Origin of the sequence: Streptomyces sp. NBC_01176, from assembly GCF_045039825.1 — a bacterium.
Lineage (GTDB): Bacteria > Actinomycetota > Actinomycetes > Streptomycetales > Streptomycetaceae > Streptomyces.
The window spans coordinates 4,811,809-4,837,710 of sequence record NZ_CP108600.1 but is presented as its reverse complement, the minus strand read 5'-3'; the positions used below and the strand labels follow the sequence as shown (position 1 = coordinate 4,837,710).

Below are 25,902 nucleotides of genomic sequence, written 5' to 3'. Positions count from 1 at the left end.
GGGTGAGGTGGCCGGGTCCGGTGGTGTCAGTCGGGTCGGGTACTGCACGCGTCGCGGGTAGTGACGGCGGTGCGGGTACTGCGCAACGTGCAGGTCAGAGCCTGTCCATCCGGGTGTAGGGGCTGAGGATGCGGGCCTGGCGGGAGCCGAAGTCGACGAGCATGGCGATGCCCTCTTCGACGCCGATGATCGTGCCCAGGCCGAACTGGTCGTGGGAGACGCGGTCTCCGAGGCTGAATTCCTTGGCCACGGGGACGACCGGGGCTGCGAAGGGGCTGGTGGGCAGGTGGCGCCGGGGCGCGGAGGGTTTAGTCATCGTGTAGCCAGTATGGGCTTTGTTTGGCCGATCGGAAGCCCCGGATTTCCTTCTTCGGCCGGAGAGGGGCCGCCGGAGGTGCCGGTGATCTTGGCCCAGGCGCTCTCCGAGATGTGGGCGGAGAGCCCTTCGGCGGTGCCGGGGAGCGGCGCCGGGAGGGGCCCCTTTCGGCCCTTGGCCGGGTGTTCCGCGAAGAGAGCCACGGTGAGGGTGAGGCGTTCGTCGAAGGTCGTCCGCCAGAGGGTGCGCGGGCCCGCGGCGCCCGTGATGACGGTCGGGGGACCGCCGGCCCGGCTCTGCATCAATTTGGTCAACACCCCCGCGCCACCCCGCATGATCGCCGCACTGGTGTTCGGATGGGCTCGGTAGAGGGTGCGGCCCGCGCGAGTGATCCTCGCGACCGTGTACGGCTTCGCGTACGTCCCGTGCGCCGCCGCGGCCGCGTACGCGGCGGCCAGCCGCAACGGGGTCGGGGCGACAGCGCGCGCGAGGCCCGCGAGCGGCGGCAGCAGCTTCGTGCCGGCGAAGGGCCGCAGCGCCGTACCCGCCTCCACCGCGCCGTCCACCGCGTCGTTGAAGGGCTGGCGGGCGTAGTCCGCGCCGCCGTAGAGGACCCGGACCGCGCCGTCGCCCGGGACCAGGGCCACCACGGCCGTGTGCAGCCGGGCGCCGCCCTCGACGGGCACCGCGCCGGCCGCCGGCTCCGCCGTCGCGTCCTGTGCCGTCAGGTCGAAGGTGGTTCGGACCGTGTAGCCACCGCGGGCGAGCTGGTCCTCGGTGATGCCGAGCCGGTCGGCCGCCTCGGCGGACGCCACGTCGATCAGGTACTGGCGCTGGCCGTCCGTGTCGCCCGGCGGGTAGAAGCGGAAAGCGGGGAAGCGGGCCGCGGCGCGCTGGGCGGCCGTGATGGCGCGGCTGTCCGCCATCGCGTCCAGCACCCAGTCCCAGCGGTCCACCAGTTTCGCCGTCACCGCGGGGTCCGAGCCGGCCTTCTCGTAGTACGAGGGGATGTTGATGACGGCCGCGAGCGCGGCGCCCTGGCTCACGGTCAGGTTCCTGGCATCGACGCCGAAGTAGTTCCGGGCGGCGGACTGGATGCCGGCCGCGCCCCGGCCGAAGTAGACCGTGTTCAGGTAGCCCGCCAGGATCTCGTCCTTCGGGCGGGTGCGGTCCAGCTTGATCGCGATCAGCGCCTCGCGCGCCTTGCGGGACAGCGACTGCTCCGGGCTGAGCAGGGCGTTCTTCACGTACTGCTGCGTGATCGTGGAGCCGCCCTGCCGGCCGCCGCCGCTCACCGTCGCCCAGGCCGCCCGGGCGATCGCCTTCGGGGAGATCCCCGTGTCCGAACGGAAGGAACGGTTCTCCGCCGCGATCACCGCTTCTCGCACGTGCCCCGGCACCTGCGAGAGAGGTATCTCCTGGCGGTCGACAGGGCCGCGCCGGCCCAGATAGGCGCCGTCGTCGTCGACGAAGACGGTGCTCTGCATCGCCGTCTCGGGGTGCGGCTCGGGGATGACCGTGAGGTGGTACGCCACGAGGGCCGCGGCGACGAGGTGGGCGAGGACCGTGAGCAGGACGATCAGCGCGCGGCGCAGCCGACGACCGCGAGTGCGGCGGACACGGATACGCCGGTCGGCCAAGCGGCGCCGCAGACCGGCCCGGAGCCTGCGCCTGCCCCGGGAGCCGCCGCCTCTCCTGCTCGGGGCGGCCTCCGCGCCGGCCCTTCCCGCGTCCGCGCCCGCCCCTGGGCCCGGGTCCCGGCTCCGGTCCCGCTCCTTGTCCCCAGGAGGCCTCCCGTCCTGCCTCCTGTCCGTCCGGACGCTCACCCGTGGCCATCCGGCCAGGCCCGTGGCGCCGGTCCGCTCGGGGCGGCTCACGGCTGTGTTCCCGTCGCTCTCGTCGCTCTCGTCACTCACGTCGCGAACTCCATGGTCGCGATCACCTTGCCCGCGGAGTCGTACACCGTGACTCTCTTCGTCGGACCGCCGGGGAACCGCCGTTTCGTCGGCCTCCCCGCCATCCAGGGCATCTCCTGCCGCGCCTCCGGTGACTCCAGAGGCTTCCGTGTCGTCGGCGGTTTCTGCGGTTTCTGCGGCTTCGGCGGCTTCGGCGGCTTCACCAGCGCGTACCAGACGCCCCAGTGCGGGCTGCCCGCGAGGGTGAGTGCCGTGCCGTCGACGTCGCCCGCCGTGGTCTCGATCCGCACGCGCGCCGCGTCCCCCTTGCCGTGGTAGAGGCCGGACACGAAGTGGCCGTGGTCGCCGTCGCCCTCTTCCTGGAGGGTGACCCCGGGTGTGCGGATGTCGATGCCGTCGCCCTTGACACCACGGAAGCGCGGTGCGGAGTCCCAGGGCGCGGTCCAGTGCCCGCCGTCCTCGGTGAGCCAGATCCTGATGCCGGACGCGATCCGCACCCGTTCCCCGGGCGTCACCACCCGTACCGTCCCCGGGGGCCCGGCGGACGGGCCCGTCACCCGCGTCGCGTCCGCCCCGGCCCCGACGCCCGCGCGCAGCGCCACCGCGGCCGCCGGGACCACCAGCAGCGTGCAGGCGCAACCCGCCACGGCGGCAGCGCGGCGCCGCCGGCGCCGCCGGGCCGCCCGCTCGACGGCGGCCAGGGGGACGGGCGGGGGAGTCACGTCGCAGGCGGCCTCGGTGAATATCTCGCGCACCCGCTCGATCTCGGCCGACCACTTCGCGGACCTGCCATGACGGTTCATGAACGGGCTCCGTGGACGGCGTGGCGAAGGGCGAAGGAGGGATCGGCGCGCAAGGCCTCCAGGCCGCGCCGCGCAAGCGTCCTGACCGTGCCGGCCGAGCAGCCGAGCAGCTGGGCGGTCTCGGCCTCGCCCAGGCCCTCGCCGTAGCGCAGCACGAGCACGGCGCGCTGCCGCGCCGAGAGCGCCGTGAGCGCCGTGAGGGCGGAGGGGGCGGAGGGGGCGGGCCGCTCGGGCAGGAAGGGCGCAGGCAGACGCGTGAGGCGTCTCCTGCGGGTACGGCCGAGGTGGTGCTCGACCAGCGAGCGCCGTACGTAGAAGGCGACGTCGTCGCGCGGGATGCGCCGCCAGCGGGTGCGGGCCCGGGTCAGCGTGGCCAGGGCGAGATCCTCGGCCTCCTGGAGGTCGCCGGTGAGCAGGTGCGCGGTGCGGACCAGGCGGGGCCAGGTCTCGGCGGCGTACGCCGCGAAGTCGCCCCCACGGCCGGGCACGGCGGAGAAGCCGTCTGCACCGACGGGCTGGGCGGACACGGTGTCGGACGAGGCGTCGGACGAGGCGTCGGATGAGGTGTGGGGCACGGCCGGCGGTCCCTCGGAGTCTCGGGTACGTGGGGGAGGTGCGGTGCGGGGGAATCGGGACCTGAACAACCCGACTCCCCCGCCCGCGGATTCAGCGCGGCCCGGACCGGGCAAGGAGCTCGCCTCCGGTGTCACGGGCGTTCATGAGCGGACAACTCCTCCTGTGACGGGGCGCTTTGACCGATACGACCTCGGCCGGAGGCACCGCCCGCCCGTCGCCGCGCCCAGCGCGCGTTCCAGTCGCCGTAGCCGTAGCCGTAGCCGTAGCCGTAGCTCTGGGCGTAGCCGTTGCGACGGACGCGGTGACCTTCAACTGGTGCTCCACCCGGGCGCGTTCGGGGGCCGGTGCCGCGTGGTCGAAGGTGGCGGACATCGGCATGCCGAGGCCCACGGTGGAGCGGTGGGCGAGGACGCCGGGCCCGGCCGTGCCGACCTCGGTGTCGGCGCCGCTCGCCCGCGGCCCCTTCGAACACCCGGCGGGGGCAGGCGCGCACACCGCGGCCACCGGCCAACCGGCCGCGTGGCGACGGCTCCTGGCTCTGCGCGTCATCCTGTTCCCCTTGCGGTGTGTTTCGATGTGCGGCGTACGGGACCTGTACGCACGGCACGTTCCGCCGGGTTGCACGGGACCGCGGAAATTCCGGAATCTCCGCCGGGGGGCACGACCGAGGAAGCTGCGGGAGGCATGACCGAGGAAGAGTTCGACGCGTTCTACGCCGCCGCGTTCCCCCGGCTGACCGGCCAGCTCTTCGCGTTCACCGGGGACCACGGGGAAGCGCAGGACGTCGTCCAGGAGGCGTTCGTGCGCGCCTGGGACCGGCGGCGGGAGTTCCTCGCCGACGGGGCGCCGGAGGCGTGGATCAGGACCGTGGCGATGCGGCTCGCGGTGAGCCGCTGGCGTCGCGCGCGCCGCTGGCTGGAACTCGTCCGCCGCACCCCGCCGCCCGAGCACACCCCGGGACCCGATCCCGAGCGCACGGCGCTGGTCGCCGCACTGCGCACACTGCCCGAGGCGCAGCGGATGGCGCTGGTCCTGCACCATCTGTGCGACCTCAGCGTCGAGCGGGTAGCCTCCGAAACCGGGGCCCCCGTGGGCACGGTCAAGGCCCGGCTGTCCCGCGGCCGGGCGGCGCTGGCCCGGGAACTGGCGGCGGACGAGTGGGTGGCCGCCGACGGGGGGAAGAAGGCCCACGGAGGGCGACGGGCGATCACCGCGAAGCCCTCCGCCGGCCCGGCGGCCTCCGCCGACGCCGACGCCGCGGACCAGGGGAAGAGGGAGGACGACCGTGTCCGATGAACTCCCCTCCGAACTCGCCGCCGACCTGCGTGAGTTGGCCGTCTCCGGTGAGACGCCGCCGTCGGTGTCCGGGGCCGAGGTCCGCTTCCGGGCGGTACGCCGACGGCGTCGCCGCCGCACGGCCGTGACCGTGTCCGTCGCCGGTGTCTGCGCCGCGGCGAGTCTGGTGCTGCTGCTGGCCCTGAACCCCGGTGACGGCGGGACGCGGGAACGTCCGTCCCCGGCCGCGAGTCCCACCGCCCCGGCCCGTACGCCCGTCGCGGTCGGCGCCACCGTCGATCTCGCCCGCCGGGTGCTGACGGCCGCGGGCCGCGACATGCCGGTCTCCGCGGGCATGCCCGGCCGCCCCACGCCGACGGGCCGGATGACGGTCGTGGCGAAACGGGACGTCCGGGTGGTGCCCGCCCTGGAGGTGGGCCCGAAGGACGTCTACGCGCTGAAGGTGCCCTGGGTGATCGAACTGCGCGACGCGGACGGGACGACGAACTTCGTCGGCGCCCTCTCCACCGACCAGAAGGCCCCCGGCAACTACGACGTCACGAACGGCTGGATCGGGCTGCGGCCGGCCGACGCACAGTGGCTGTACGGGCAGTTGGACCTGGGCGCGGTGGTCGAGATCGGGGACAGGGACTCCGGGCCGTCCGAGACGGCGGTGGACCCCGTTCCCCCGGCCGCCGGTGGCACGGGCGCGCGGCCCTCGTCGGGCCGTCAGCCCGTCGCTACGGCCATACCGTCCAGGTAGGCGTCGAGGGCGCCGAACGTCGCCACGGGCTGTTCGATGTGCGGGAGATGGCCGGCCTCGGGCACGGACACGAACCGCGCGTCGGCGAAGGCCGCCGCGAACGCCCGCCCGTACGCCGGCGTCACGATGCGGTCGCTCTCGCCCCACAGCAGGAGCGCCGGGACCCGGATCCGGCCGAGGCGGTTCAGGAGCTTGGGATCGTGCATGTACGGGTCGCCGCACAGCGCCCGCAGCGTCACCATGTTGGCCTTCTGGGCGGTGATCTGTTCCTCGGTGAGGGTGGCGGGGTTCACGGCGAAGCGGGCCGGGTCGTGGAAGGAGTACGCGCTGATCTCGCGCGGGTCGAGGGCGAAGATGTCGCGGATCGGCTCGCCCGGTACGTCCACGCCGGCGGAGTCGACGAGCACGAGGCGGGTGATGCGGTCGCCGTCGTCGCGGAAGGCCATCTCGGCGGCGGTCCAGCCGCCGAGCGAGGAGCCCACGACCAGGACGTCGCGGTGGCCCTCGTCCTTCAGCCAGTGCAGATAGGCGAGGGCGAGGTCGTCCACGCCGGTGAACCAGTCGGGGCGCTCGGTCCCGTTCCAGCCCGGGTGCGTGGGCACCACGACCCGCATGCGGGCGGCCAGATGGGCGGCTATGCCCTGGACGGTGGCGGGGCCGCCACCGCCGTGCAGGACGAGGGCGAGAGGGCCGTCCTCGGGGCCGCTCTCGGTGAGGGTGAGCGGGAGATCGGGGCGGGTGCGGACGGTACGGGTCTTGGTGTCAGCCATGCGGCGACTGTATCTACGCATGCGTATATACGCAAGCGTATTTGAGCCCGTAGACTCGTGGCATCACTCGTGGCACGACGGAGGAGGAGAAGCACGTGGACGGTCACCCGGGCGGTGCGGTCGACCTCGAAACGCTGGGGCGGGCCGTGAAGGAGGCGCAGTACCGGCATCACCGGGCACTGGACACCCGCCTCGCGGCGGTCGGCACGACGCTCGCCCAGTGGGACGCGCTGCGCGCGATCGGCAGGTCGCCCGGTGCCTCCGCGCACGAGCTGGCCGTGGCGACCTTCCAGGGCGACCAGTCCTTCGGCACGCTGGCCGGCCGGCTCGCCGCCCAGCACCTCGTCGAGCGGCGCCCCGGCCGCGGCCGCCGGATCGAGCACCACCTCACCGAGGCGGGCGAACGGACCCTGGAGGCCGGGCGTGCCGTCGCCCTCGAAGTGCTCGCCGCGTCCTTCGCACCGCTCGACGAGGACGAACGGATCACCTTGCTGGGCCTGTTGCGCCGTTTGGGCGTGGATGCCGCGGCTCCCTAGGATCGGGCCCATGGGAATACTCGGGTTCTTCGTCCTCGCCATGATCGTCTTTGCGAGCTACGCGGGGATGGAGGGAAGGCTGGGCCGCACCGACCGCAGAATCGCCCGCGTCGAGCGCAAACTCGACCTGATCCTCGACCACCTGGGCGTCCAGCAGGCCGAACCGGAGCTGGAGCAGGTGGTGGCGCTCCTGCGTGACGGCAGGAAGATCCAGGCGATCAAGGCGTACCGGGAGTTCACGGGGGCGGGCCTCAAGGAGGCGAAGGACGCGGTCGAGCGGATGGAATAGCGCCCGGTACGCCTGATACGCCGGGACCGGCCCATACGCCCGGACCGTCCCGTACGCCTGGTACACCCGGTGTGCCCGGCGCAGTCGGACCGGCCGCGCCGGGCGTACGAGCCGTGGTCCGTCAGTTCGTCGGACTGGCGGCGGGGGTCTTTCCTTCGAGCACCTGCCGCAGCCGCGGGGTGCCCTGCTGGACGGCCTGCGCCGTGGAGTCCGACTCGGCGCCGTCCAGCCCGCCGTTGGTGAGGAAGAGCGCGCTGTCGCCGACCCGTACGGCGGCGATGTCCAGGGTCAGGGTCGAGGGCTCGCCGTCCAGCTGCCCGTTCATGGTCAGCTGCAGCCCCTGCCGGGCGTCACCCTCGTCGGGCACCTGCGCCGACACGACCTGGACGTTCTGCTGCTCGCCCTGCCCGTCGACGGCCGTGAACTCGGCGCACTTCTGGGGCAGCGTGGCGATCCACGCCAGTTGCCTGGTCAGCTCCGCCTGCCCGTACTGCGCGACCTGGTAGTGCATCTGCGCCTGGTTGTTGCTGTCGTCGAAACCGGTGACGGCCTTGGTCCCCTTCGCCGGGCCGAGCAGCTCCTCGGCGTACAGCCCGTCGAGCAGTTTCTGACAGTCGGCCGCGGCGCTCTTGTCCGCGCCGAAGCCCGCCGCGTCGACCTTGCTCTTGAGCAGGCCGTCCCGCCAGGTCGCCGCACCCGACGTCCCCGACCACTGCGACGGCAGGTCCGCGGCGGTGATGAGTGCGGCCCTGGCCTGGGCCTCGGTGAGTGTGGCGGTGGACGGGTCGGGCGACACCTCGGCCAGCGGGGAGGCGGGAGCCGTACGGCCACCCGCGTAGCCGCCGTTGTTCGAGCACGCGGCCGCCGACCACAGCACGCCCACCGTCAGGGCACAGACCAGCAGCCGGGGCACGCGGGACGGGGGCAGGGCGGAGGCACGGTGGGACGGCGGACGGTTCACGGCGAAGGCCTCCTGACGGCGGGCGCGATGTCTCCTGCCACGCCACCACCCGGTGCGGCGCACCACCAGCGCACCGGGCCCGTCCGGGTGAGCCGCGCCGCCGGACGTCAGCCGGCCGGGTCGTGCGCCGCCCGCCCGGCACCCGGTGTCGTCACCCGCACCCGGCGGCTCCCGCACCGTGTGCACACCGCGTCGGCCAGCGGCGACCTGATCGCGACGCCGTCCTCGTCGACGTACTCCTGCGTGTGCAGGCCCGCGGCGTCGGTCGGATCGGTGAAGAACATGACCTGGAACGTCGCCTCCCAGGTGTGCCCGCAGTTCCGGCACGCGAACGCGAAGGTCTCGGACACCGCACCGGGCTCGCTCGTCATGCGCTCTCCTGCGTCGTACGGGCCGTTCCCCCGCCGTACGGAGGTGCGTCCCGTCTCGAACCCGTACGGGGAGCATCCTGTCGGCCGGGCGGCCGTCGGCCGGTCTCCAGCGCACACCGGTCGTCGCGGGGCGGCAACTCGGGGCGGGGGCGCGGGCGGCGGGACGGCGCGCCACGCGATCCCTTCGGCCGCCGGCCGCGACACGCCGGCCGCGACACGCCGGGCGGGGACCGCCTGCCGCGTCGGTGCGGCGGCGGACCGCCTCGACGACGCGTCGTGCCGCGGGGCCCGGCTCCGCGAGGCGTCCGTAAGGGCGGCCCGGTCCCTGCACGGGAGATCCGGTGCGGGAGGGCGTGGAATATCTGTCATGGCCGCGATAGAAAATGGCTCGGCCGAGGGGGTGGTTCCTTATTCCCCGGAGTGCGGTGAGATAGTGCGCCGCCCTTCCGGAGCCGTGGCGTGCTAGTGTCGATATCAGTTGCAGTTGTGGTTCCCAAAGTCTTGGAGCGTCTTTCCGGTCCATACCGGTCGGCCGCTTCTGAATTTCCGGTTTTATCCGGAGGGGGCAACATCGCGGCGACGCGGACCCGCACAGTGTGGGTCCTCGAGCTTTGCCCCGAAGGAGATTGACATGGCTACTGGCACCGTGAAGTGGTTCAACGCGGAAAAGGGCTTCGGCTTCATCGAGCAGGACGGCGGCGGCGCCGACGTCTTCGCCCACTACTCGAACATCGCCACCCAGGGCTTCCGTGAGCTCCAGGAAGGCCAGAAGGTGACCTTCGACGTCACGCAGGGCCAGAAGGGCCCCCAGGCGGAGAACATCGTCCCCGCCTAGTCCGGGACCCGCTGACGCCTGACTTCTGAGTCGGCCGATGCTTACAGGTGGCCGGGACCTGCACCCTGAGGTGCGGGCCCCGGCCACCTGCTTTTTGGTTTCGTTCCCCGGCTTCGTCCCCCCGGCTGGTTTCGTCCCGGATTGAATTTCCGGCGAATTTTCTGTCCGCCGTGCCCACTTTCCGGCCCGACTCGCCCACTTTTCGGGCCACGAAACTTCATCCCGCGGAGGCACCATGCGTTGTGTGATCGCCCGTTTCCCCTTCGACCTCATCAAGAGCGAGGTCGAGCACTCGATGGCGGGCGTCGAGCCCGAGTCCGTCACCAGCGCGTCCGTGGTCGTCGGCCCGCACGCCTACCCCGTCAAGCAGGTCGGCGAGGTCATCACCAAGCAGGACCGTCGTGACTTCACCGAGGCCGAGGTGGCCCGTGCGCTCGTCCGGCTCGGCTTCGTGTGCCGGCCCGCTGCCGCGCCCGCCCGTACCGCCGTACCCAGCTGGGCCGAACCGGCCTAGCCGTCCCGGCCCCGCCGTTCCCCCGCGGGCCCCGTCTCCCGACTCCGGCACGGAGCCCGTCCCACCCGCGCGGCCGACTGCCCCGGTGTTTCCTCCCGGGGTGTTTCCCCGGGATCCGGCGCGGCGCCGCTCCCCCTTCCCCGTTCCTCACTTCTTCTCCCAGGGCGTGCCCGGCACCCCCGTGGGCACCCTGGCCGCCACGAAGTCCACCGTCGCGTAGTGGCCCGGGGTGACGCGGGCGGTGATGCGGCGGAGGTCGCCCCCGGTGCCGATCCAGTAGGTGAGGGGAGAGGTGTCGGCGGGCGAGGCGGTGGGGTGCGGACCGGAGAAGACGTCGTAACCGTGGCCGTCGAGGTCCTCCTCGCGCAGCCACAGCGGACCCGACAGGGCGAGCCGCCGCGCGTCATCGGGACGGTCGGCAGCCACGGACAGCACCAGGCGCAAGGCGCGGTCCAGCGGGCTGGTGGAGTAGGGGCGGCGGGTCCACCGGCCGGACTTCAGGGTGCGTGCCCTGCGGACGGCCTGCGCGGCGGTCGTCACGGCGTCCCGTTCGGGGGCCCGTGTCCTGCGTCCGGGTGCTCCGCCGGACGCCGTGGCAGGCGGCCGGGCCTCCGCGACGCCGCCCGGGTCCCAGGAGAGCAGGCCCCGTGACGTGCGGGCGCCGTCCACCGTTTCGTACGCGCCCACCGCCCGGCGTACACGGTGGTCGACCACCGCGCGAACCGTCACCGTCCCCGTCTCCTCCCCCACCGGGGGCAGCCGGACCGTCACTTCCGCGGGGCTGGCCTCGTAGGCGCGGAACCGGGCCGTTGCCATGCGCCGGGCCTCGTCCGCCGAGAGGGCACGGGGTGTCGGGTCCTCGCCCCCGGAGGACAGGAGCAGCAGAACGGTCAGGGCACCTGCCGCGATCGCCGTCGCGCCGGCGGCCGCGCGCCGGCTCCTCGGCGGCCTTTCGTGGGTGGGGCGCGGGGCCTCAGGAGAGATGCGCATGGCACGTCTCTACATCCGGGCGGTCCGTCCACCCGCCGACTCCTGAGGACGGGCCGTCCCGCGTCACCCTCCCGGCGGACCGTCCGGGGGAGCAGTCCTTTTCCCGTTCCCGCCGAGCGGGCGTCGGCCGTGGTGTCCGCGCGGCCTCGGTCGTGGTGCCCCCGCGGGCTTCGCGGCGCGTCGGAGAGGGGGGACGGTGAGGGACATCGCCGGGCCGGGTGGCGCGGGAGACCGCGACCACCGCTCGTCGCAGGGGGCGAAGACCGGGCATCGGGGGGGGGCGGACACCCGGGGACGGGACGGGGGTGGGGACGGGCGCCGCGGGTCGGGGACGGGCGCCGCGGTCGGGGCCGGGGCTACACGGCCAGGACCGCGCGGACCGTCTTGCCGCCGATGCCCGTGTTCACGACCTCCAGGCGGTGGGCGAGGTGCTGCACCATCGCGAGACCGCGGCCGCTCTCCGCGTCGGTGTCCACCAGGCCGACCCGGGGCCGGCCCGGACTGTCGTCGTGGACCTCCACGGTCACTTCGCCGCCGTGCCCCACCTGCAGACGCAACCGGCAGCCGGTACGCCCGTGCCGTACGGCGTTGGCGACGAGTTCGGACGCGATGAGCGTGGCGTCGTCGACCTGGTCGGCGGTCGGCGGCACCGTCCGCGGACGCGGCCGGGTCAGGAACGCCGATGTCAACCTACGGGCCCTGCCTGCCGAAACGGCCGTGCGTGGCAGGGTGTACTCCACGCGGGCGGTCTGCCGGACGGCGCGCTGCTGCGCACGCATGACAACCTCACTTCCCCTCCCAGGACACCAGGTACCCGGCGGCCGGACCCCCGCCGGCCGGGCCCCGCGCGAAACGGCGCGCGGCGGTCCTGCCCCCGGGTGATGCCCGCCCCCGGCGATCGGCAACCGGCGATCGGGGTCACAAACCCGCCAACGGTGTACAGGAGGCGGTCACGGCCGGTCTTCCCGTGCTAGGAGGTGCGGGTGCGGCGATCGCGACGCACCGGTACGGGACTGTCATCCAGTGTTCGTTCGCGCGAAAGTTGTTCGAGCAACTCCCGTGACCCACATGATTCTGAAAGGGTGTGGGGATGCCGACCCTTTACAGAAGAATGCTCGGTCTGCTCCCCCGGATAGGTGTGCAGGTTCTCGACCTCGGTTCGGGCGCGGCGGTGGTCTACCGACGCGGCAGGCGCACCCGCGTGCCCGTGGGACGTACGGCCGATCTGATCGCCCGCGGCGGAGGACGCTACGAGGTCACCCCCGTCGGCCCGGAGAAGAAGGCCGACATGTGGGTGGTCGCCCGCGAGTCCTCGGCGCAGGGCGACGCCTGGGGAAGCGTGCCCTTCGGTGAGTCCGGCGGGCGGCTGCTGGTCGACGAGACGGCGTCGGCGGCCGACGAGCGCCGCTTCCAGATCGCGGCCGCCGAGTATCTGTGCACCCAGCACGTGACCGCCCTGCTGGAGAAGTACCGGGTGAACTGCGTCTTCGACGTGGGCGCCAACGCCGGCCAGTACGGTCGCCGGCTGCGCAGGCTCGGCTACACCGGCCGCATCGTCTCCTTCGAACCCACCGCGGACGCCTTCGAGAAGCTGGCGCGTGCGGCGGAGAAGGACGACGACTGGCAGGTGTTCAACGTCGGGCTGGGGCGCGAGGACTCCGCGCAGTCCATCCACGTGGGCTGGAACACCATGAACTCCCTTCTTCCGCCCAGCGATTACGGGAAGGACCGCTACCTGCGGTTCGCGAAGACCCGTACCGAGGACATCGAGATCCGCCGGCTGGACGGGATGCTGGAGAAGGCACTGGACGGCATCGCCGATCCCCGCCCCTACCTGAAGATGGACACCCAGGGCTACGACCTGGAGGTGTTCGCCGGCGCGGGCGAACGGATCGCGGACTTCGTCGGTATGCAGTCGGAGGTCGCCGCGCTGCGGCTCTACGAGGGCAGCCCCCGGATGCGGGAGGCGATCGCCACGTACGAGGAGGCCGGGTTCGAGATCACCGGCATGTACCCGGTGACCCGCGAGGAGTCGACCGGACGGGTGGTCGAGTTCGACTGTGTGATGGTGCGGGCCGACGCCGTGCCGCAGGCCGCGTCCGCGTAACCGGCGCCGACACCGGCGCCGTATGCCCTATGCCGGATACGCGTGCGTCTGGGCGGCTTTGACCGCCGCCCAGACGGACGCGCCCGTGTGCAGGCCGAGTTCGGCCGCGGCGACGGTCGTCAGGTCGGCGGCCAGCGGGAGTTCACCGGTGAGATCCACACGGATCTGGTCGCCGTGCGTCTCCAGACCGGCGACCTCGCACCGCCACAGGTTGCGCGCGCTGGAGCCGGTCGGCCGGTCGCGGTACAGGGTGACGGCGCCGGGCGGGAAGGCCACGAAGACGGGACCGGACAGGTCCTCGGTGGTGGTGATCGCCGGCCCCGCGTCCAGCCGTACGGTGTGTCCCTCGGCCGTGCCCCGGTAGAGGTTGAGGCCGACCAGCTGGGCGATGTAGTCGGTGCGCGGGTGGCGGGCGATGTCCGAGGGGGATCCCTCCTGGACCACCCGGCCGTGCTCGACGACGACCAGGCGGTCGGCCAGCACCATCGCGTCGAGCGGGTCGTGCGTGACGAGTACGGCCACGGCCTCGAACTCGGCGAGATGGCGCCGGAGTCCGGCGCGCACGTCGAGCCGGGTGCGGGCGTCGAGCGCGGCGAGCGGCTCGTCGAGGAGGAGCAGCCGCGGGCGGATGGCCAGCGCGCGGGCGAGGGCGACACGCTGTGCCTGGCCGCCGGAGAGCCGGCGCGGTTTGGCGCCGGCGTGGCCGGTCAGGCCCATCCGGTCCAGCCAGTCGGCGGCCTGCGCCCGTGCCTCCGCCTTCGGCACACCCTGACAGCGCGGCCCGAACGCGACGTTGTCCAGGGCCGTCAGGTGCGGGAAGAGCAGATAGTCCTGGAAGACGACGCCGACCGGACGGGACTCCGGCGGCGTACGGTCCAGGGCGACGCCGTCCAGCCGGAGCCGGCCGCCGTGGGAGAGCGGGGTGAGACCGGCCAGGGCCCGGAGCGCGGTGGTCTTCCCGGCGCCGTTCGGCCCGAGGAGCGCGACCACGTCGCCGGGAGCGACACTCAGCGTCACGTCCAGGTGGAAGTCGCCGCGGTCGACGACGAGGCGGGCGTCGAGGCCCCGGGCCGATGCGGTGACCTCGTCCGGGGCGGTGTCCTCGGCGGGCGAGGGGGCCAGGTCCGCGCCCCCCTCCGCGGCCGGCCCGTTCCCGGGTGCCGGGTTCTTCCCGGTCGCGGGGTTCACGCCCGTCATGAGACCCCCGTCATCCAGCGGTCCCGCAGTCCGGCGAGGACCGCGATCGACACGACGAGCAGGACCAGGCTCAGCGCGATCGCCGCGTCGGGGTCGCTCTGCAGGGCCAGGTAGACGGCGAGCGGCATGGTCTGCGTACGGCCGGGGAAGTTGCCCGCGAAGGTGATGGTCGCCCCGAACTCGCCGAGCGCGCGGGCCCAGGCGAGGACGGCGCCCGCCGCGATGCCCGGCGCGATCAGCGGCAGCGTGACCCTGCGGAACGCGGTGAACCGGGAGGCGCCGAGCGTCGCGGCCGCCTCCTCGTAGCGCGGATCGGCCGCCCGCAGCGTGCCCTCCACGCTGATGACCAGGAACGGCATCGCCACGAACGCCTCCGCGACCACCACTCCCGCCGTGGTGAACGGCAGCGTGATCCCGAACCAGGCGTCCAGCCACTGCCCGACGACACCGTTGCGCCCCAGCGCCAGGAGCAGCGCGACACCGCCCACCACGGGCGGCAGGACGAGCGGCAGGGTCACCAGCGCGCGGACGAAGCCCCGTCCGGGGAAGTCGGTGCGCGCGAGGAGCCAGGCCAGGGGCACGCCCAGCACCAGGCTCACGCCGGTGGCCGCGGTCGCGCAGACCAGGGAGAGCTGCAGCGCCTGCCACACCGCGGTGCTCGTCAGCAGGTTCGGCAGGCCGCGCCAGGGAGCCCGTACCAGCAGGGCGAGCAGCGGCAGCAGCAGAAACGCCAGGCCGACGAGGGCCGGCAGCAGCAGCGGCAGCGGCACCCCGCCCCGGACACCCGGCCGGACACGCGACCGGGCGCCCCACCGGACACGCGGCCGCCGAGGTCCGTCGTCGCGGGCGTCGCCCCGCGCGAGAACCTCGGCGTCCGCCTGGTCCGGCTCGGTCACGGCTGGAGGAACCCGGCCGCGGTCAGTACCTTCTGGCCCTCGGGGGACTGCACGAGCGCGATGAACTCCTTGGCCGCGGCCGCGTTGGGCGCGTCCTTGAGCAGGACGATCGGGTAGTCGTTGATGGCCTTGGCCGACTCGGGGAACTCCACGCCCTCCACCTTGTCACCCGCGGCGTTCACATCGGTCTTGTAGACGACCGCGGCGTCCGCCTCCTTCAGCTCCACCTTCGTCAGGGCGCTCTTGACGTCCTGTTCGTAGGAGACCGGGGTGAGCTTGAGGCTGCTGGCGTCGAGTGCCTTCTGCGCGGCGGCGCCGCACGGCACCGTCTTGTCGCACAGGACCACCTTCAGGCCGGACTTGGTGAGGTCCTTGAGGGAGGCGACCTTGTCCGGGTTGCCGGGCAGCGTCGCGATCTCCAGCTGGTTGCGCACGAAGGTGGCCGGAGTGCCGACCGCGTCGCTCTTGTCCGTCACGATGGCCATCGTCTTGGGGCTCGCGGCGGCGAACACATCGGCCGGAGCGCCTCCGGTGATGCTGGCGGCGAGCGTGTCGCTGCCGCCGAAGTTGAAGGTCACCTTCGTGCCCGGGTGGGCCTTCTCGAAGTCCTTGCCCAGGGTCGTGAAGCTCTCCTTGAGGGAGGCGGCGGCGAACACCGTCACCGTGCCCGACAGCTTGTCGGACGTCGCGGTGGAACCGGGCTTGGTGGAGCTGTCGGACTTCGTGGAGCTGTCGGAGTCGGAGGAGCAGGCGCTCAGGGCCAGCAGCGCGGCGGCGCCGACACCGGCCACCTGCAGCATCCGGCCGGTGCGGCGGGTTCGGCGCGCGGATCGGGTCATCACGGGTGTACTCCCTCGGAGGCCTCAGGCATGCTTACGCTGACTACGCTGATCATAGTTCCGCAGATGCGAGCCATAAGTCTCCTGTCACATCGCATGAGCCGCGCGATCAACGACCGGGTGTCCGCATGTGCGTTTGTACGGGACGGCGCTCTGGGTACGGTTTTCCGGGAGGTGGTGCCCAGTGAGCCGGTCCCTGACACATCCGCCCGCCCACTCGCTCGCGTCGGTCGCCCTGACCGGGGACCTCGCCCGCCCGGCCCGGCTGACGGTGCCCGATCTGCTGGCGTGGCCCCAGCACCGGGCCCGGGTCAGCTTCGAGTGCGCCACCAGCGGCGTACAGCACCACCGCTTCGAGGGCCCGCTGCTGCACGACGTGCTGCGTGACGCCGGTCCCGGCTTCGACCCCGCCCGCCGCAAGGACCGCCTGCGCTTCCTCATCGCGGTGGGCGGCGCGGACGGCCACCACGCCCTGCTCACCTGGGCGGAGATCGACCCGGACTTCGCGCACGCCCCGGTCCTCCTCGCCGTCGGCATCGACGGCGCCCCGCTCGACCTGGCGGGCCCCCAGCTCGTGCTGCCCCAGGACCGCTGCGGCGCGCGGCACATCAGCGGCATCGACACCATCCACGTGGACGGCCGCTACGGTCCCTCCCGCCCATGGACGTGACGCGAACCCGTCTGCGACCCTGACCCGTCTGCGACCCTGACCCGCCGGCGGTCGGCGGTCGGCGGTCGGCAGGTCGCCGTTCGCGGGAGGTCGCGCATGCTGCTGCGTCAGCTGGAGTACCTGGTCGCGCTGGCCCGGGAGCGGCACTTCGCCCGCGCGGCGGCGGCCTGCTTCGTCTCGCAGCCCTCGCTGTCCGCCGCGATCCGCCGCCTCGAACACGAACTGGGCGTGCCGATCGTGCGCAGGGGACGGCGGTACGAGGGGCTGACCCCGGAGGGCGAGGTGGTGCTGGCCTGGGCGCACCGCATCCTCGCCGAGCGCGACGCCCTGCACCAGGAACTGTCGGCGCTGCGCGGCGGCCTGACCGGCACCCTGCGCCTGGGTATCGTGCCCACCGCCCTGCCCGCCGCCTCGCTGCTCACCACCCCGTTCTGCGAACGCCACCCGGGGGCCCGGGTCAGCCTCGAGTCCCTGTCGTCCGCGGACATCACCCACGGGCTCGCCGAGTTCGAGCTCGACGCGGCGATGACGTACCTCGACGACGACGGGCTGCGGCACGTACGGCGCTTCCCGCTCTACGAGGAACGGTACGTGCTGCTGACCCCGGTGGACGGCCCGCTGGCCACGGCGTCCACGGCCCGCTGGTCACGGGCGGCGGACCTGCCGCTGTGCCTGCTCAATCCCCGGATGCGCAACCGGCGCATCATCGACGAGTGCTTCGCCGCCGACGGTGCGACGGCCGTGCCCACGATCGAGTCCGACAGCGTCGCCGGGCTGTACGCGCACCTGCCGAACGGCCGCTGGTCCAGCGTGATCTCGCATGCGTGGCTCCATATGTTCGGCGTACCGGAGGGCATGCGGGTGGTGCCGCTCGAAGGGCCCGCGCACGGACCGCGGGTGGGCCTCGTGGTGGCGCGGGACGATCCTCCGTCCGTGCTGGCGGAGGCGCTGCTGAAGGTGGCGCGCGACGCGGGCGTGCGGGACGCGCTGGACGCCCTGCTGACCAGCTACCTGGGTGGCGGCCGGAGTTGATAGCCGTCGGCTATCTCCGCATAGCGACGTTCGCTTTGACCTGCGGAATCGACCCCGAGGATGGTGAAGGGAACCTTCCGTAACCGGAGTTGAGGAGAGCCGCGCCATGGCCAAGGTGCTCTGTGTGCTGTACGACGACCCGACCGACGGATACCCGACGACGTACGCCCGCGACGACCTCCCCGCCATCGACCACTATCCCGGCGGCCAGACCACACCCACCCCCAAGGCGACCGACTTCACGCCCGGCCACCTGCTCGGCAGCGTGACCGGCGAACTGGGCCTGCGGCGCTTCCTCGAGGATCGCGGACACACCCTGGTCGTCACCTCCGACAAGGACGGCGACGGCTCGGTCTTCGACAGTGAACTGCCCGACGCGGACGTGGTGATCTCGCAGCCGTTCTGGCCGGCGTACCTGACCCCCGAGCGGATCGCCGCCGCGAAGAACCTCAAGCTGGCGATCACGGCGGGCATCGGCTCCGACCACGTCGACCTCGACGCGGCCATCGAGCACGGCGTCACGGTGGCCGAGGTGACGTACTGCAACAGCATCAGCGTCGCCGAGCACGTGGTGATGATGACGCTCTCCCTCGTCCGCAACTACCTGCCCTCGCACCAGGTCGTCCTGGACGGCGGCTGGAACATCGCGGACTGCGTGGCCCGTTCGTACGACCTCGAGGGCATGCACGTGGGCACGGTCGCCGCCGGGCGCATCGGGCTCGCGGTGCTGCGCCGCCTCGCGCCCTTCGACGTGAAACTGCACTACACCGACCGGCACCGGCTGCCGGAGGCGGTCGAGCGGGAGCTCGGGCTGACCTTCCACCCGACCACCGCGGACATGGTGCCGCACTGCGACGTCGTCACCGTCAACGCGCCCCTGCACCCGGAGACGGAGGGGCTGTTCGGGGACGAACTGCTCGCCACGATGAAGCGCGGCGCGTATCTGATCAACACGGCACGGGCCCTGATCGTGGACCGGGACGCCGTGGAACGCGCGCTGCGCAGCGGGCAGTTGGCCGGCTACGCGGGTGACGTCTGGTATCCGCAGCCCGCGCCGGCCGACCACCCCTGGCGCACCATGCCGCACCACGGCATGACCCCGCACATCTCCGGCTCCTCGCTCTCCGCCCAGGCCCGCTACGCGGCGGGCACCCGCGAGATCCTGGAATCCTGGCTGGAGGGCGCACCGATCCGGGACGAGTACCTGATCGTCGACGGCGGCGGGCTGGCGGGCACGGGGGCGCACTCCTACTCGACGTCGACGTCGCCGGGCCCGACGACCACGTCCTGAGAACGCGGGGCCACCGCCCCCGACGTCCGCCGCGTCTACGTGCGGTCGATGTGCACGTTGGTGGACTTCACTCGGGCGGTGGCCTCCATGCCGACCTCCAGGCCGAGTTCCTCGACGGCCTCCCGGGTCAGCAGGGAGACCAGCCGGTGCGGTCCGGCCTGGATCTCCACCTGGGCCGCCACGTCGCCGAGCTTGACGGCGGTGACGATGCCCGGGAACGCGTTGCGCACCGAGGTGTAGGAGGTCTCGTCCTCCTCGCCGGTCTTCGCCAGATCGACGGAGAAGGCCGCGAGATCGCGCCCGTCGATGACGCGCCGCCCGCCCTCGTCGCGCTGCGTGGTGATGCGCCCGGCGTCCGCCCACCGCCGCGCGGTGTCCGGGCTCACGCCGAGCAGCCGGGCGGCCTGGCCGATGGTGTAGGACTGCATGCGCGCCAACATAGGCGCGAGATCCTTGCACCTGCAAGCAAGGCCCGGCCGTACGTCGGTACAGGTCGCGCACGTCACGCCCCCGGGCGCCGTCGACCGGGCCGAGCGGGTGCGGCCTTCCCGCGCCTCACGGCCGGTCCATCGGCCGGTCCATCGGCCGGTCCATCGGTCGTTCTCCCGGCCGGTCTCAGGGGCGGTCGTCCGTCAGCTCGCCGGCGTTCAGGGGCAGGCGCAGGCTGACGCGGCGTCGTACCGCGGCGAGCTCACGGTGCAGGGGGGAGCGGGGCACGGCCAGTACCGGACAGGCGGCGTGCGCGAGGCAGTAGCGCGCCACCGAGGGGAACAACGCGCGGTGCACCCTGCCGCGGCGTCCGGCCCCGATCACCAGCAGGTCGCCGGCGTGGTCCGCGGCCCGCACCAGGGCACGCCCCGGCCGGTCCCACACGGCCACCACCCGCAGGGGGACTCCCGGCCCGTCGATGCCGAAGGCCGCGTCGAGAGCGGTACGCAGCCGTTCGTCCGCCAGCTGCCGGAACTCGGCCACGGGCGGCGTGAGCATCGAACTCGGATGGGCGAGCGCCCCCCGTGGTGGTTCCCAGGCGCCCACGGCCACCAGCCCGGCACCCCTGCGGTGCGCCTCGAACGCGCCCCGGTGCAGGGCCGCGAGGCTGCCCAGCGAGCCGCTGACCCCGACCACGACGCGTCGCCGCTGTCCCTCGCTCATCGCAGGCTCACCTCTCGGCGTACGTCCAGACGGGCATCCGGGTCCATGGAACGCGCGCGGAGGGCGACGGGGTCACGATGTTGGCCTTCACCTGACGCGGGGACGACAGATTCTGACACTCGCGACACGGCTCTGAAGCGGGTGCCCGGGGTGTGCGGCGCGCGGCGTGTGAGGCGTGCGCGAGGGGCGCGCCCTTATCCGTGCAACCACCCGTATGTCGCGAAACGGCAACAAGAGCCTTATGTGGCCCGGTCGTTGAGGAAGCCTTGGGCGGGTAACGAGGGGGAAGTGGAAGTGTGAATATCTTGTTCGCTGTCGTGCTGATCGTCGCGGGCGTGTCGGGCCACCGCCGCGCCGCAGGGAAGAAGCGGCATGCCGACTGAGTCGTGGGCCGTCCTGCCGGCGGTGTCCGTCCTGATCTGCACGGTTCTCGCCGCCCTCCCGACGGGCAGCGGACACAAGCGCGCGGCGCCGGGACGCGTGGTGGCGATCGTCTCCGCGCGCGTCGACGAAGGTCATGGCGGAGACGACGGTGCAGGGGGTGCGAGGAGTGGTGGCGAGAGTGCCGCCGAGCGTCTGTACGGGACCGTCCGCTCGCTGACCGGCCAGTCCCGTCCGGTCGACGCCGTCCATGTCGTCGACGACGGATCCGCGGTCCCCGTCGTCCCCGTCGACCACCCCTCGGTCACCTGGCACCGGGTGCCCGGCGGCGGCAGGCGCGCGGCCCGCGCCGCGGTGGTCCGTCAGCTGCGGGACCGCGGGCGTCCGTTCGACTACGTCCTCACCGTGGACGCCGGCTCCGAGCTCCACCAGGACGCGGTGTGGCAGATGCTGCGCGTGCTGAACGACCCCCGCGTCCAGGCCTGCACCGGAACCGTTCTCACCCGGGACCGCCACGCCGGCCTCACGGCCCGTCTCGCGGACCTCAGGCTGTTCGTCCTGTGCGTGCTCGGCCGCGGACTGCGCTCCGCCGTGGGAGCGGCACGCCCGGCCCCGGGCGGGATCGCGCTGTACCGGGCGCCGGTCCTGTCCGACCATCTGGAGCACTACGTGGCCTCGGCCGTGGCCGGGGGCGACGACGACCGCCAACTGTGCGGCTACGCCCGCTCGCGCGGCCGGGTGGTCTCCGTGCCACGCGCCTACGTGACCGCCGACGCGCCCGGCACCCTCGGCGACACCTACCGGCAGCAGGGGCGCCGGGCGGGAGCGGTCCGGCGCCTCGTCCCCTGGGAACTCGTCGCCCTGCCGGCAACGGCCAGGACGGCCCGGCTGGTCGAGCTGGGCGCAGGGGCCCTGCTGCCCCTCCTGTCCCTCGGCGTCGTGGCCGAGGTCCGGCGCACCGGGTCCGTCGGCCTCCTGGTCCACGTCCTGGCGGGCGTCGGGGTGTTCACGCTGTCCGAGGCGCTGATGTACGCGGTCCTGCGGCCCGGCCTGAGCCGTACGGAACGGCTGACGGCTCCCCTGCTGGCCCCGCTGCACGCCGCGATGATGTTCTTCGTGGTCCATCCGGCGACGTACCGGTCCCTCATCGGGAGCCGCCCCGCGGACAGACGCACCCGCGAAGAGCCCGCCCCGGAGCCGAACCCGTCGGGGAGTCCAGACGCACCGAACTCCGCCGGACCTCCGAGGACCCCGAGTACTCCACAAACCCCAAGAACATCGCAAACCGGGCGCAGCCTGAACGGCTCGAACGACTCGAACGGCTCGAACGGTCTGAACACCCGCCGCGCCACGACGCCGCGGGGTCCCGCCGAACCCGCCAAACTCCTCGATCCCCTGACCGAGCAGACCCTCGAAACACCACTGAGGACCCGCACGGCGCGGCCCGGTTGACCTCGGGCAGGGGAACCCCCGCGCGGGCGACGGACCATGAGGCTGCCCCGGTGTCAGCGTGCGAGGGACTTCGCGTCGCCCATGACGACCACGGGATGCTGGGCGGGGTCGAGCGTGAGCAGGAGTTCCTTCATGTGCCGCTGGGCGAGGCTGACGCAGCCGTGCGTCGGCCCGCCGTGGTCCACGTGCAGCCAGATGCCGCCGCCGCGGCCCGCGCCCAGCGGGCGGGTCCAGTCGAGGGGTGAAGTTCCGGGCTTGCGGTTGTAGTTGATCGCGACGACGTAGTCGAAGGAGCCCACGAGCGGTTCGCCCTCGAAGCCGGTGCCGACGGTGGTGAAGCCGCCCGAGCGGTCGTACGGCAGCTTGCTGCCGGGGTCGGCCAGCAGGCCCCCGGCGTCGGTGAGGGCGAACACGCCTATGGGGGACCGGAGATCGCCGGCGTGGTGGTCGTCGGTCCAGCCCCTGAGCGCGTTGTGGGCGGGCCATTCGGCTCCGGGTTCCCAGCCCGCGTCCGTACGCCGGTACAGCGCCACCGTCGATGCCGAGGAGTTCCTGCCGCGACCGGTGACCAGGACGACCTGCCGCGCCTTCGCGGGAATGGCGGCCAGCGTACGGGGGCCCAGGCCCGGAAGCCGCGCCGAGTCGGTGCTGCCGGACGCTCCGGTGTCCGCGGACGGCCGCGAGGGACGTGCCTGCGTCGTGCCGGACGGGGCAGCCGGGGCATCCGTGCCCGCGGCGGACGCCCGTGCGCCGTCCGCGGGTCCGGTCCCGCCCCCGCATCCGGTGAGGGCGACGGACAGGGCCAGGACCAGCGCGGTCAGTGCCGGGCGGACGCCGCCCGTGCGGTTGATGGAGGAAGACATGATCATCATCCTGGACGGGACATGTGAGGAAGTGGTCAGCAGGCCGGAGAAGCGGGGCCGCGCTCCGCGCCCCCCTATGACGGCGGGGGTCTCCGGCCGCGGCGAGGTCCGGATGTGACCCCCCGTCCGTATTCGCTCCGCGTTCTTCCGGCGAATCCACGGTTCTTTCGTGGCTCTTTCGTGCCTCTTCCGCGGGTCCTTGGTGGCTCTTTCGAGGGTCCGCCGAAGGTCCGTCGAAGGTCCTTTGTGGGTCCTATGTGGGTCCTATGTGGGTCCTTCGAGGTTCCTTATTCGCAGCGGGACGCCGCGCGGATTGGTCAAGGAACGAAAATTCCCCCGATGTGCTGAGTGACCAATCCGCGCCACCGTTCTGCTTCGGATTCCGACCGTGAGACAACATCCGAGTACGTCGAGGCCCGGCATCCGGTGGGTGCGGCGGGCGCGGGCGCGGGCGGCGCTGAGCGGGCTGCCGGCCGGTCGCGCGGCGTCGGCGTTCGCCGAGCCGGTGTCCGCGTTCGTGCGTGCGGCCGCGATGCGACCTTTCGGCGCGGACGGCACGACAAGACCTGCTCGCGACTCGGAATTCTCGACGGCCGCCCCCAATTCCCCGCTGCCCTTTGACATTTCCCCCTTGCACGCGGCTTCCCCGCCGCGTCGTCCTAGGAGAACTCCATGAACACCCGTTTCCGCCGTGCCGCCCTCGCCGTCGCCGCGGCCGCCGTTCTGCCCGTCGCCCTGAGCGCCTGCTCCGACAACAGCAAGGACGGCGCCGCCTCCGACAACGGGAAGTCCTCGACCGCCGCGAGCGACCCCGCGACCGACAGCGCCACCAGCGGCTCCGGCGACATGGCCGACGCCGACCAGCCCTTCGGCCCGGCCTGTTCCACGGTGCCCAAGAACGGCGCGGGCTCCTTCGACGGCATGGCGAAGGACCCGGTGGCGACCGCCGCGTCCAACAACCCGGCCCTGTCCACGCTGGTCACCGCGGTGAAGAAGGCCGGTCTGGCGAACACGCTCAACACCGCGCGGAACATCACCGTGTTCGCGCCGACCAACGACGCCTTCGCGAAGATCCCGAAGGCCACCCTGGACAAGGTCCTGGCCGACAAGGCGCAGCTGACGAAGATCCTCACGTACCACGTCGTGGGCCAGAAGCTCGCCCCCAAGGACCTGGAGAGCGGCTCCTACGCCACGCTGGAGAAGTCCAGGCTGACCACCGCGGGCTCCGGCGAGTCCTACACGGTCGACGACGCCTCCAAGGTCGTCTGCGGCAACGTCAAGACCGCCAACGCCAACGTGTACATCGTCGACACCGTGCTGATGCCCAAGAGCTGACACCGGAGAGCCGATGACGGGGAGCCGGCGTCGACGCACCGGCACCGCCCCACGACTCCCGTGACGGGGAGGAGAAGGCGGGTGGCCGGGCCGGCCACCCGCCCCGTCCGCCCGGCCGCTCCGTCCGCCCGGCCGCTCCGTCCGCCCGGCCGCCCGGTGGCCCACCCGCGCCCCGGCGGGCCACCCGGCCGCGTGCCCGCGTGCCCGCGTGTTCCGAAGGATGCCCAAGTGAGAGAAGCCGTGTACATCGGGAGCGACCCGTCCCGGCGTCCCGACCTGGAAGCGCTGATGCGGTCCGTGGCCTGCGGCGACGAGCAGGCCTTCGCCGGCCTCTACGACGCCGTCGCCGGTCCGGTGCTGGGCGTGGTGCGCGCGGTGCTGCGGGACCGGGCCCAGTCCGAGGAGGTCACCCAGGACGTCCTGGTCGAGGTGTGGCGCACCGCGCCCCGCTTCGAGGCGGCGCGTGGCACCGTCATCAACTGGGTGCTCACCCTGGCCCATCGCCGTGCCGTGGACCGGGTCCGCTCCGCCGAGGCCACGGCCGCCCGGGACCACAGGGCGGCGCTGCTCGACCGGCTGCCCGAGTACGACGAGGTGACCGAGCAGGTCGAGATCCGGCTCGAACACGAGCAGGTACGCCGCTGTCTGCGCACGCTCACGGAACTGCAGCGCCAGTCCGTGACGCTCGCCTACTACCGGGGACTGACCTACCGCGAGGTGGCCGCCCAACTGTCCGTGCCGCTGGGGACGGTCAAGACCCGTCTGCGCGACGGTCTCATCCGACTGCGTGACTGCCTGGGAGTGAGCGCATGACGACCACCGCCGACCTGCACACCCTGACCGGTGCGTACGCCCTGCACGCCCTCCCGGACCAGGAGCGCGCCGAGTTCGAGGAACACCTCGCCGACTGCGCGGCCTGCGCCGACGAGGTGGGCGAACTGGCGGCCACGGCGGCCAGGTTGGGGCTCGCCGTCGCCGCTCCGCCGCACCCCGCGACGAAGGCGCGGGTGATGGCCCGGATCCCCGCCGTGCGACAGGACGTTCCGCGGGTCCACCTGCCCGCTCCGTCCCGGGCGCTCACCCGGCGGCTCGGACGCTGGGCGCTGGCCGCCTGTGTCGCCGGCGCCACGGGGCTCGCCGGGACCACGGTCTGGCAGCACTCCAGGGCCGACGACGCGGGGCGGCGGGCGAGCGCGTCCCGGCAGCGGGCGGACGACCTCGCGGGGGTGCTCTCGGCCTCCGACGTGACCTCCCGCCACGTACGTCTCCCGGGCGGGGCGACCGGCACGCTCCTCGTCTCCAGGAGCCGTGACCGGGCGGCCTTCGTGGCCTCCGGGATGGTGGTACCGCCCCGCGGCAAGGTCTACCAACTCTGGTTCGACGACTCGGGAACCATGCGACCGGCGGGGCTGATGGACTCCCACCGGGTCACGCAGGCCGTGGTGTTGGACGGTTCGCCCGGTGGCGCCTCCGCGGTGGGCATCACGGTGGAACCGGCCGGCGGCTCGGCCCGCCCGACCTCGACGCCGGTCGCCCTCATGGAGCTGCCCGTCTGAGTGCGGGGGGGGGGGCCACCGTGGCGCCGGCGGTCCGGGGTGTCGCTCCCCGGGTCCCGAGCATCGCCCCCGCGGTTTGGGTCAGTTCACCGTAAAGAACCTTGACAGTCGATTGGTCTAGTCCAACGATGGTCGCTGTTCGCCTCTGGTCCAGCGGGAGCCCCCGGAGCGCAACGGCCGGCAGGCCTCCCGCGGTTATGCCCTTCCGCTGTTCCC

The 25,902-nt window shown here is 73.0% G+C and carries 29 protein-coding genes; 14 read left to right on the top strand and 15 right to left on the bottom strand.

Annotated features, from left to right (window positions below):
• Positions 1–94: 94 nt before the first annotated feature.
• The 4 genes from OG199_RS20785 to OG199_RS20770 are packed head-to-tail and all read right to left on the bottom strand — an operon-like array spanning position 95 to position 3,610.
• On the bottom strand, positions 95–316 hold the full coding sequence (locus OG199_RS20785; RefSeq protein WP_101399314.1) for a hypothetical protein: 222 nt from the start codon (positions 314–316) through the stop codon (positions 95–97).
• Positions 313–2,232 (bottom strand): transglycosylase domain-containing protein, encoded by a 1,920-nt coding sequence (locus OG199_RS20780; RefSeq protein ID WP_405830724.1) that lies wholly within the window; start codon positions 2,230–2,232, stop codon positions 313–315. Before OG199_RS20780 ends, OG199_RS20785 begins: the two co-directional genes overlap by 4 nt.
• Positions 2,229–3,035, bottom strand: a complete 807-nt coding sequence (locus OG199_RS20775) for a hypothetical protein (RefSeq protein ID WP_405830722.1) — start codon at positions 3,033–3,035, stop codon at positions 2,229–2,231. Before OG199_RS20775 ends, OG199_RS20780 begins: the two co-directional genes overlap by 4 nt.
• Positions 3,032–3,610, bottom strand: coding sequence for a SigE family RNA polymerase sigma factor (locus OG199_RS20770; protein ID WP_405830721.1), 579 nt, complete (start codon positions 3,608–3,610; stop codon positions 3,032–3,034). Before OG199_RS20770 ends, OG199_RS20775 begins: the two co-directional genes overlap by 4 nt.
• A 685-nt stretch (positions 3,611–4,295) precedes the next feature.
• On the opposite strand from OG199_RS20770, the gene OG199_RS20765 reads away from it, so the two are divergent.
• Both OG199_RS20765 and OG199_RS20760 read left to right on the top strand, forming a co-directional pair.
• The gene (locus OG199_RS20765; RefSeq protein ID WP_405830720.1) at positions 4,296–4,907 is read left to right on the top strand and encodes a SigE family RNA polymerase sigma factor; all 612 of its coding nucleotides are present in this window, start codon (positions 4,296–4,298) and stop codon (positions 4,905–4,907) included.
• Positions 4,897–5,649: a L,D-transpeptidase gene (locus OG199_RS20760; RefSeq protein WP_405830718.1), complete on the top strand. Its 753-nt coding sequence runs from the start codon at positions 4,897–4,899 to the stop codon at positions 5,647–5,649. Before OG199_RS20765 ends, OG199_RS20760 begins: the two co-directional genes overlap by 11 nt.
• Here the strand turns inward: OG199_RS20760 and OG199_RS20755 are convergent.
• On the bottom strand, positions 5,616–6,419 hold the full coding sequence (locus OG199_RS20755) for an alpha/beta hydrolase (protein WP_356801215.1): 804 nt from the start codon (positions 6,417–6,419) through the stop codon (positions 5,616–5,618). The genes OG199_RS20760 and OG199_RS20755 overlap by 34 nt on opposite strands.
• Before the next feature lie 95 nt (positions 6,420–6,514).
• On the opposite strand from OG199_RS20755, the gene OG199_RS20750 reads away from it, so the two are divergent.
• Positions 6,515–6,955, top strand: coding sequence for a MarR family transcriptional regulator (locus OG199_RS20750; RefSeq protein ID WP_356801214.1), 441 nt, complete (start codon positions 6,515–6,517; stop codon positions 6,953–6,955).
• Positions 6,956–6,965: 10 nt separating this feature from the next.
• The gene (locus tag OG199_RS20745) at positions 6,966–7,244 is read left to right on the top strand and encodes a ribosomal protein L7/L12 (RefSeq protein ID WP_405830716.1); all 279 of its coding nucleotides are present in this window, start codon (positions 6,966–6,968) and stop codon (positions 7,242–7,244) included.
• Between the two features lie 121 nt (positions 7,245–7,365).
• Here OG199_RS20745 and OG199_RS20740 read toward each other — a convergent pair whose 3' ends face one another.
• On the bottom strand, positions 7,366–8,205 hold the full coding sequence (locus OG199_RS20740) for a hypothetical protein (protein ID WP_401806615.1): 840 nt from the start codon (positions 8,203–8,205) through the stop codon (positions 7,366–7,368).
• 107 nt (positions 8,206–8,312) lie between these two features.
• On the bottom strand, positions 8,313–8,576 hold the full coding sequence (locus tag OG199_RS20735) for a hypothetical protein (RefSeq protein ID WP_266700418.1): 264 nt from the start codon (positions 8,574–8,576) through the stop codon (positions 8,313–8,315).
• 631 nt (positions 8,577–9,207) lie between these two features.
• On the opposite strand from OG199_RS20735, the gene OG199_RS20730 reads away from it, so the two are divergent.
• Positions 9,208–9,411 (top strand): cold-shock protein, encoded by a 204-nt coding sequence (locus tag OG199_RS20730; protein WP_010986199.1) that lies wholly within the window; start codon positions 9,208–9,210, stop codon positions 9,409–9,411.
• 235 nt (positions 9,412–9,646) lie between these two features.
• Positions 9,647–9,925, top strand: a complete 279-nt coding sequence (locus tag OG199_RS20725; RefSeq protein ID WP_356801211.1) for an SCO5918 family protein — start codon at positions 9,647–9,649, stop codon at positions 9,923–9,925.
• 147 nt (positions 9,926–10,072) lie between these two features.
• Here the strand turns inward: OG199_RS20725 and OG199_RS20720 are convergent, their stop codons facing one another.
• Both OG199_RS20720 and OG199_RS20715 read right to left on the bottom strand, forming a co-directional pair.
• Positions 10,073–10,915 carry a hypothetical protein gene (locus tag OG199_RS20720; RefSeq protein ID WP_405830713.1) on the bottom strand — a complete coding sequence of 281 codons (843 nt, stop codon included), beginning with the start codon at positions 10,913–10,915 and terminating at the stop codon, positions 10,073–10,075.
• A 356-nt stretch (positions 10,916–11,271) separates the two neighbouring features.
• Entirely contained in the window at positions 11,272–11,694 is a 423-nt protein-coding gene (locus tag OG199_RS20715; protein ID WP_356801209.1) for an ATP-binding protein, read from the bottom strand.
• 311 nt (positions 11,695–12,005) lie between these two features.
• Here OG199_RS20715 and OG199_RS20710 point away from each other — a divergent pair, with 311 nt between their 5' ends.
• Positions 12,006–13,022 carry an FkbM family methyltransferase gene (locus OG199_RS20710; RefSeq protein ID WP_356801208.1) on the top strand — a complete coding sequence of 339 codons (1,017 nt, stop codon included), beginning with the start codon at positions 12,006–12,008 and terminating at the stop codon, positions 13,020–13,022.
• Positions 13,023–13,049: 27 nt separating this feature from the next.
• Here the strand turns inward: OG199_RS20710 and OG199_RS20705 are convergent, their stop codons facing one another.
• The 3 genes from OG199_RS20705 to modA are packed head-to-tail and all read right to left on the bottom strand — an operon-like array spanning position 13,050 to position 15,954.
• A complete protein-coding gene (locus OG199_RS20705) occupies positions 13,050–14,219 on the bottom strand; it encodes an ATP-binding cassette domain-containing protein (RefSeq protein ID WP_405830712.1) in 1,170 nt (389 codons plus the stop codon).
• Complete coding sequence (modB, locus tag OG199_RS20700; protein ID WP_401806623.1) at positions 14,216–15,115, bottom strand: molybdate ABC transporter permease subunit; 900 nt, start codon at positions 15,113–15,115, stop codon at positions 14,216–14,218. Before modB ends, OG199_RS20705 begins: the two co-directional genes overlap by 4 nt.
• Positions 15,112–15,954, bottom strand: coding sequence for a molybdate ABC transporter substrate-binding protein (modA, locus tag OG199_RS20695; protein ID WP_356801206.1), 843 nt, complete (start codon positions 15,952–15,954; stop codon positions 15,112–15,114). Before modA ends, modB begins: the two co-directional genes overlap by 4 nt.
• 184 nt (positions 15,955–16,138) lie before the next feature.
• Here modA and OG199_RS20690 point away from each other — a divergent pair, with 184 nt between their 5' ends.
• The 3 genes from OG199_RS20690 to OG199_RS20680 all read left to right on the top strand — a co-directional run bounded on the left by OG199_RS20690 (position 16,139) and on the right by OG199_RS20680 (position 18,947).
• A complete protein-coding gene (locus OG199_RS20690) occupies positions 16,139–16,624 on the top strand; it encodes a molybdopterin-dependent oxidoreductase (protein ID WP_401806628.1) in 486 nt (161 codons plus the stop codon).
• 96 nt (positions 16,625–16,720) lie between these two features.
• Positions 16,721–17,656, top strand: coding sequence for a LysR family transcriptional regulator (locus OG199_RS20685; RefSeq protein ID WP_356801204.1), 936 nt, complete (start codon positions 16,721–16,723; stop codon positions 17,654–17,656).
• 106 nt (positions 17,657–17,762) lie between these two features.
• Positions 17,763–18,947, top strand: coding sequence for an NAD-dependent formate dehydrogenase (locus tag OG199_RS20680; RefSeq protein WP_405830709.1), 1,185 nt, complete (start codon positions 17,763–17,765; stop codon positions 18,945–18,947).
• A gap of 35 nt (positions 18,948–18,982) precedes the next feature.
• On the opposite strand, the gene OG199_RS20675 is transcribed toward OG199_RS20680, so the two are convergent.
• Both OG199_RS20675 and OG199_RS20670 read right to left on the bottom strand, forming a co-directional pair.
• Positions 18,983–19,375 (bottom strand): molybdopterin-binding protein, encoded by a 393-nt coding sequence (locus tag OG199_RS20675; RefSeq protein WP_266700427.1) that lies wholly within the window; start codon positions 19,373–19,375, stop codon positions 18,983–18,985.
• Positions 19,376–19,562: 187 nt separating this feature from the next.
• Positions 19,563–20,099, bottom strand: coding sequence for a universal stress protein (locus tag OG199_RS20670; protein ID WP_356801202.1), 537 nt, complete (start codon positions 20,097–20,099; stop codon positions 19,563–19,565).
• A gap of 372 nt (positions 20,100–20,471) precedes the next feature.
• Here OG199_RS20670 and OG199_RS20665 point away from each other — a divergent pair, with 372 nt between their 5' ends.
• Positions 20,472–21,932, top strand: coding sequence for a hypothetical protein (locus tag OG199_RS20665; protein ID WP_405830706.1), 1,461 nt, complete (start codon positions 20,472–20,474; stop codon positions 21,930–21,932).
• Between the two features lie 53 nt (positions 21,933–21,985).
• On the opposite strand, the gene OG199_RS20660 is transcribed toward OG199_RS20665, so the two are convergent.
• Positions 21,986–22,795, bottom strand: a complete 810-nt coding sequence (locus tag OG199_RS20660; protein WP_405830705.1) for a L,D-transpeptidase family protein — start codon at positions 22,793–22,795, stop codon at positions 21,986–21,988.
• 672 nt (positions 22,796–23,467) lie between these two features.
• Between OG199_RS20660 and OG199_RS20655 the strand changes: the two genes are divergently transcribed.
• The 3 genes from OG199_RS20655 to OG199_RS20645 all read left to right on the top strand — a co-directional run bounded on the left by OG199_RS20655 (position 23,468) and on the right by OG199_RS20645 (position 25,686).
• On the top strand, positions 23,468–24,130 hold the full coding sequence (locus OG199_RS20655; RefSeq protein WP_405830703.1) for a fasciclin domain-containing protein: 663 nt from the start codon (positions 23,468–23,470) through the stop codon (positions 24,128–24,130).
• Between the two features lie 228 nt (positions 24,131–24,358).
• Complete coding sequence (locus OG199_RS20650) at positions 24,359–24,943, top strand: sigma-70 family RNA polymerase sigma factor (protein WP_405830701.1); 585 nt, start codon at positions 24,359–24,361, stop codon at positions 24,941–24,943.
• Positions 24,940–25,686: an anti-sigma factor gene (locus OG199_RS20645; protein ID WP_356808580.1), complete on the top strand. Its 747-nt coding sequence runs from the start codon at positions 24,940–24,942 to the stop codon at positions 25,684–25,686. The genes OG199_RS20650 and OG199_RS20645 overlap by 4 nt, the downstream gene beginning before the upstream one ends.
• Positions 25,687–25,902 lie beyond the last annotated feature (216 nt).